The 5305-nt window shown below is 48.9% G+C and carries 2 protein-coding genes and 1 pseudogene; 2 read left to right on the top strand and 1 reads right to left on the bottom strand.

Translation table 11 applies throughout. The features are described from left to right. Positions 1-136, bottom strand: a pseudogene (locus PX482_RS06765) (Uma2 family endonuclease); the annotation flags it as partial. Positions 137-412: 276 nt separating this feature from the next. Here PX482_RS06765 and PX482_RS06760 point away from each other — a divergent pair. Further along, entirely contained in the window at positions 413-883 is a 471-nt protein-coding gene (locus PX482_RS06760; protein ID WP_002761788.1) for a DUF29 domain-containing protein, read from the top strand. A 54-nt stretch (positions 884-937) separates the two neighbouring features. Next, positions 938-5110, top strand: a complete 4173-nt coding sequence (locus PX482_RS06755) for a DEAD/DEAH box helicase (RefSeq protein WP_288122231.1) — start codon at positions 938-940, stop codon at positions 5108-5110. Positions 5111-5305 lie beyond the last annotated feature (195 nt).

The raw sequence follows: 5305 nt of genomic DNA, 5'->3' as shown, positions 1-5305 counted from the left end.
GAGAAGTGGCAAAAAGAATCTCAAGATTTTCTTTGATTTTCACGATCCATTCGTATTGTTCGGTATTATCGGCCATGGGTTTACCGTCACTGTCGGGGTATTCAATATCTGGATCAATAGCTGGTGTAAAGGTCATAATTTATACTCTGAGGTTATTTGTCTGAAAATTAAATTCTAGCAGCGACGTTATCTTTCCCCTCTAGTCCCAAAATAACATCGCCAATAAGGTTGATCAAAATGTTTGTGTACTTTTGTTAAAAAGAAAAAGTTTTCTTGATAAAAAGAACAACTTGTGCTAGTGAATAAATCTCTAACTTGGCAAAAATTCCCCAGACTAGAAGCTGATCGAGGATAGCGATCGAGAGTTATAATCGAGCCATTACCCCGCGCTCCCAGTCGGGATGAGAAATCTATGATGACCGCTCTCTACGAAGAAGATTTTGTTCTCTGGACAGAAAAAACCGCCCAACTGTTAAAGCGAAAAGAGTTTGACAGGGTGGACTGGGAAAACCTGATCGAGGAAGTAGAGTGCATGGGAAAAAGCGAGAGACAGGCAATAACGAGTTTATTAACCGTTTTAATCGAACACTTGCTCAAACTATCCTATTGGGAATCGGAAAAAGAACGGAATGCCCGTCACTGGATAGTGGAGATCGCGGCTTTCCGAGCGCAATTAGAACAAAAAATAGATAGTGCCACCCTCGTCAACCATGCCCGCGATTCTTGGGAAAAAGCCTATTTAACCGCCAGAAAATCCCTGATTAACGCACGGATAGTCGATAAAAATGCGATTCCCCTAGAGTCTATATTCACTCTCCAACAGGTATTAGACGGGGATTGGTTCCCGATCGATATCGAACCTTTTTTGGAAACCCGTCCATAAATTGCAGTCATATCCCCGCAAAAAGATTAGGATTATCAGCGAATATAACCGAATATGAAAGATATCGAGCAAATACGCCGCCAACTCATCGAACGCTACCAACAATTATCGGCACTCGATCAGGTGATCGTCCGTCTTTTTTCCCTAATCTATGAACCGATCGCCCGCAGCACTTTTCTAGACTGTTTAAATCAAGCTCATTACCGCGACGAGAACAACCGGCGATTTAACGGCCAAACCCTGAAATCCCATTTAGATATCCTCCTAGAAGCGGAAGTGATCACCCAGGACAAAGGCTACGGGCCGCGCTGTCATCCCCTCCTCGTCGAGATTGCCAGCCGTGATAGCGTTAGTAAGGGAGAATTCAAGCGTTTTGCCGAGATTATCAAGGCAAAACTGGCGCAACCCCGGACTCGTTGGGATGAAAGCCTAGTTTTTCAGGGACAAGAGCAATTAATCCGAGAAATACGTCTGGCCATCTATCGTCAGGATTTCGACTCGATCGAACAACAAATCGCCGATTATCAGAAAACCAGCTATTCTTCCTCAAAAACCAGCCTAGAAGACCTTCTCATCCTCATCTACGATAACCCCTTCGATGGGGATTGGTTACGGACGCAACCGACCAAATTTCAAGCCCTAGCACTAAATAGCATTCTTGTCAAGGCTTTTGAAAAAATAACTCGCGCCGATGGGGCTTTTTCCCTCCTAGAAGAACTCTGTCAAGACCAGACCAGTGTTTCCGAAGCCCATTTGTGGCTCGAACAGGCGATCATCCGAGGACAATACGATAAGGTGCGTCGGTATCTCGATCGCCCCTTCCCGGAAAGCCAAGCAGCAGAAATCGGGGCGATACGGGGTTGGATTGCCTTTCTAGGCGGGGAAAACAGCAAAGCGATCCAAGAATATACCTTCGCCCTTAAAGCCCTAAAAAAAGCCAAAGGAAAACAAAAAATCTATTTTTCTTCGATTAGCGGCTTCTCCTTTATTTTCGCCCTCCTCAAAGAAGGAACCCCCGAACGTCTCGCCGAAGCCGCCAGCTATACCAGTTGGGTGGCGCGTCAAAACGATCATCCTTTCCGCCCTATCTATGCCCGTCTGGAAAAAATCATCGCTGCCCGTCAGGGAGATATGCAGGCCAAAGACGCAATCATCGACGCGACGATCAATCCCTACCAAATGGGCCAGGGTCTAGAGACTCTTATCTGTAGTATCTGTCTCTACTGGATGAGCAGCGACATCGCTAAAAAACATCTGCCCCGCCTACTCTTGCCCCTCTACAAAGATGCCAAGGCGGCCGGCTACCATTGGTTAGCCCTAGAAACCGGGGCCCTACTGTCCCGACTCGATCGAGCGCCGGAAGCGGAGGTGGTTATAAAATGGCATCTCTCTTCCCCCCTAGTAGATGCGATCGAACCCCAAGAAGCTTGGCAACTGTGCCTGAATGCCTTGACTAATCTGTGCGCGCCAACACCAACCCCGGGTAAATCTAACCCCGTCGTCCGCCTTGCTTGGTTTCTCTCTATCCATTCCGAGGATTATTTCCTGCAACCAAAAGAACAGAAACTCGACGCGCGGGGTAATTGGAGTCGTGGCCGTCCCGTCTCCCTGAAACGTCTGCGAAAAACCGGGGAAATTGACTATTTAACCCCGCAAGACCTGAAAATTTGCGCCCATATCTTCGTGGAATCCAGTTACTATGGCCAGAACGAGTATCACTTTGAGTACCGGGCCATTATCGAACTGATCGGTCATCCCCTGGTGTTTTGGGAAGATTCCCCCAGAACGCGGGTAGAAATCGTCGCCGGGGAACCGGAATTGCGAGTAAGTAAGGAAAAATCGGGTAAATTAATCCTCTCTTTACTGCCCGATCTCAGCGATCACCAAGAAGTGCTGATTTGGAAAGAAACCCCCACTCGCGTTAAGGTAATCGAAGTCAAGCCAGAACACCGAAGCATCGCCGACATTATCGGCAAAAGCAACCGCCTAGAAGTCCCCGACAAGGGCCGGGAAAAAGTGCTGGCCGCGATCAATTCCCTCTCCGGGATGGTGACAGTACATTCCGATATCGGCGGAGGAAAAGCAGCCCGGTCAGTGGCGGCCGATAGTCAACCCCGGATTCATCTCTTACCGGCTGGGGAGGGTCTAAAAGTGGCGGTTCTCAGCCGTCCTTTTGGGGCAGCCGGTCCCTATTTCCAGCCTGGAAAAGGGGGGGAAACAGTGATCGCCGAGATCGAGGGGGAACGGCTGCAAACAACTAGGGATTTGGCCCTGGAGAAAAAACTGGCACAAACGGCGATCGATTCTTGTCCGATCCTGATCAGTTTCGAGGAAGAAAATGGGGAATGGCGGCTAGAAAATCCAGAGGATTGTCTAGATCTACTGCTGGAATTGCGGGAATTAAACGATAGCGTCCTTGTGGAATGGCCGGAAGGGGAAAAATGGCGGGTGTCGCGTCAGCTTCGATTACAAGACCTACACCTAAATATCCACAGTCAACGGGATTGGTTTGCCGTCAGTGGGGAACTGCACCTAGAGGAGAAATCGGTGCTGAGTATGCAGGAGTTGATGAAACTGCTAGAGGGATCGCCGGGGCGGTTTATTCCCCTCGGAGATGGTCAATTTCTCGCCCTAACCGAGGCATTTCGGGAACGGTTACAGGAAATGCGCGCTTTCTCGGAAAAGTCCGGCGACGGTTTGCGGTTTCATCCCTTCGCTGCCCCGATGCTCTCGGAACTCAGCGAGGAAGTGGGACAACTCAAGGCCGATAAACGTTGGCGCGATAATTTACAACGCTTTCAGGAGAGTCAGGATTTTACTCCAGAAGTCCCCTCAACTCTACAGGCAGAATTGCGCGACTATCAATTGGAAGGCTTTCGCTGGTTAGCTAGGCTGGCCCGGTGGGGGGCTGGGGCCTGTTTGGCCGATGATATGGGATTAGGGAAAACTTTACAGGCCCTAGCAGTGATCCTTACCCGCGCCTCGGAGGGACCGACTTTAGCGATCGCCCCTACTTCAGTATGTTTGAACTGGATTAGTGAGGCGGAAAGGTTCGCACCCACCTTAAATATCATCCAATTGGGAACAGGCGATCGGCAAGCACTACTCGATCGACTGCAACCTTTTGATCTGTTGGTGTGTAGCTATGGGTTATTACAGCAGGAAGAAGTGGCTACCATGTTGGCCGGGGTGGAATGGCGGACAATCGTTCTCGATGAGGCCCAAGCGATTAAGAATTTCTCCACCAAGCGATCGAAAGCAGCGATGAATCTGCGGGGGGATTTTAAACTAATCACCACGGGAACACCGATCGAGAATCATTTAGGGGAATTATGGAATCTTTTCCGTTTTATTAACCCCGGATTGTTGGGTTCCTTGGAAAGTTTTGATCGCCGTTTCGCCACCCCGATCGAAAAATACGGCGATAAAACCGCTCGCGAACAGTTAAAAAAACTGGTGCGGCCTTTCCTTCTCCGGCGCACCAAAAACCAAGTTCTGGCGGAATTACCGCCGCGTACCGAGATTTTAGTCCCGATCGAGTTAAGCGTCGAGGAGAAGGCGTTTTACGAGGCCTTACGGCGGCGTGCTTTGGAGAAATTAAGCGAGAGTGACAGCACCGCTGGGGCAAAACATCTCCAGGTACTGGCAGAGATCATGAAATTACGCCGGGCCTGCTGTCACCCGCAGTTAGTGGCTCCAGATTTGGATTTAGCCGGCTCGAAATTGTCCCGTTTCGGGGAAATTCTGGATGATTTATTGGATAATCAGCATAAAGCGTTGGTATTTAGTCAATTTGTCGATCATTTAGCGATTGTCCGCAGTTATCTCGAGCAAAGACAGATAAAATATCAATACCTCGATGGTAGTACCCCTGCTGGCGATCGGCAGAAACAGGTGAAAGCCTTTCAAGCGGGGGAAGGGGACGTATTTTTAATTAGTTTAAAAGCTGGGGGGACAGGATTAAATCTCACCGCGGCCGATTATGTTATCCATCTTGATCCCTGGTGGAATCCCGCAGTGGAGGATCAGGCTTCCGATCGCGCTCACCGCATCGGCCAAAAACGTCCGGTGACGATTTATCGCTTAGTGGCCAAGGATACGATCGAGGAAAAAATTGTCGATCTGCACCACCATAAACGCGATCTCGCCGATAGTTTATTGGAGGGAACCGACGCCAGCGGCAAGCTATCCACTGACGAATTATTGCGCTTAATGGCCGAGGGATAGTAGGACTGCATGGGAGAGGGGAAAGTCTGAGCTTTTGTACTAATATTTAGGGTTTGCTGAATAATGGTAAAACCCTTTTAAAATAAAGCTTTTGACCTGTTAAAGTCCGATGTTCATGCTGCGAAAATAGGATTGGGACGTTCAAAAACCTTGCATTATCCTTCTTGTAGTACATCGCTTGGTACAAAAAACAAG

The sequence above is a fragment of the Microcystis sp. M53602_WE12 genome (genome assembly GCF_030065455.1).
GTDB lineage: Bacteria > Cyanobacteriota > Cyanobacteriia > Cyanobacteriales > Microcystaceae > Microcystis > Microcystis aeruginosa.
This window is presented reverse-complemented; position numbering and strand designations above follow the sequence as displayed.

What these genes read in the sequence shown, in the direction of transcription:
- PX482_RS06760 (WP_002761788.1), top strand. Translation starts at nt 413, where the DNA reads ATGATGACCGCTCTCTACGAAGAAGATTTTGTTCTCTGGACAGAAAAA.
- PX482_RS06755 (WP_288122231.1), top strand. Translation starts at nt 938, where the DNA reads ATGAAAGATATCGAGCAAATACGCCGCCAACTCATCGAACGCTACCAA.